General features: G+C 63.7%; 1 protein-coding gene. It reads left to right on the top strand.

All coding sequences use genetic code 11. The annotated features are described in order from the left end of the window. Positions 1 to 1,019 (top strand): methyl-accepting chemotaxis protein (locus ACSFA3_RS26245; protein WP_435508222.1); only part of this gene is annotated, 1,019 nt, incomplete at both ends.

The following is a 1,019-nucleotide window of genomic DNA, read 5'->3' as shown; positions in this document are numbered from 1 at the left end:
GAGCAAACGTCCGAAGAAGCCGGCCGCGTCAACAACGCCAACCAGGCCGCCATTCTTCGGCTGATGAACGAACTGCAGACAGTGGCCGAAGGCGACCTGACGCAGGAAGCAACCGTGACCGAGGACATCACCGGCGCTATCGCCGACTCGGTGAACTACACGGTGGAAGAACTGCGACTGCTGGTGGGCAACGTGCAGAACACGGCTACCCGCGTGGCGCAGACGACGTCGCAGGTGGAAAGCACCTCGACCGAGCTGCTGGCCGCCTCGACCGAACAGCTGCGCGAAATTCGCGAAACCGGCCAGTCGGTGCTGACCATGGCCGAGCGAATCAACGGCGTGTCCACTCAGGCGCAAGAGTCCGCCACGGTGGCGCGCCAGTCGCTGCAGGCCGCATCCTCGGGTCTGCAGGCCGTGCAGAACGCCATCGGCGGTATGAACTCCATCCGCGACCAGATCCAGGAAACCTCCAAGCGGATCAAGCGCCTTGGTGAATCGTCGCAAGAGATTGGCGAAATCACCGAGCTGATCTCGGACATTACCGAACAGACGAACGTGCTGGCCCTGAACGCCGCCATCCAGGCCGCATCGGCCGGTGAAGCCGGTCGAGGCTTCTCGGTGGTGGCGGAAGAAGTTCAGCGACTGGCCGAACGCTCCGCAGACGCCACGCGCCAGATCTCGGCGCTGGTGAAGGCCATTCAAACCGACACGCAGGATGCCGTGGGCGCCATGGAGCGCTCCACGCAGGGTGTGGTCGAAGGGGCCAAGCTGTCCGACAACGCGGGTACCGCGCTGTCCGAGATCGACCGCGTGTCGCGCCGCCTTGCCGACCTGATTGAGCAGATTTCGCAATCCGCCTCCCGCGAAGCCGATTCGGCCAACGTGGTGGCTGCGAACATCCAGCACATTTTTGCCGTGACGGAACAGACCGGAGAAGGTACGCGCACCACCGCCCAGCAGGTGCGCGAACTGTCGCAGATGGCCGAAGAACTGCGTCGTTCGGTGGCTCGTTTCAAGAT

The organism is Variovorax glucosi (assembly GCF_051216695.1).
Taxonomy (GTDB): domain Bacteria; phylum Pseudomonadota; class Gammaproteobacteria; order Burkholderiales; family Burkholderiaceae_C; genus Variovorax.
This window is presented reverse-complemented; position numbering and strand designations above follow the sequence as displayed.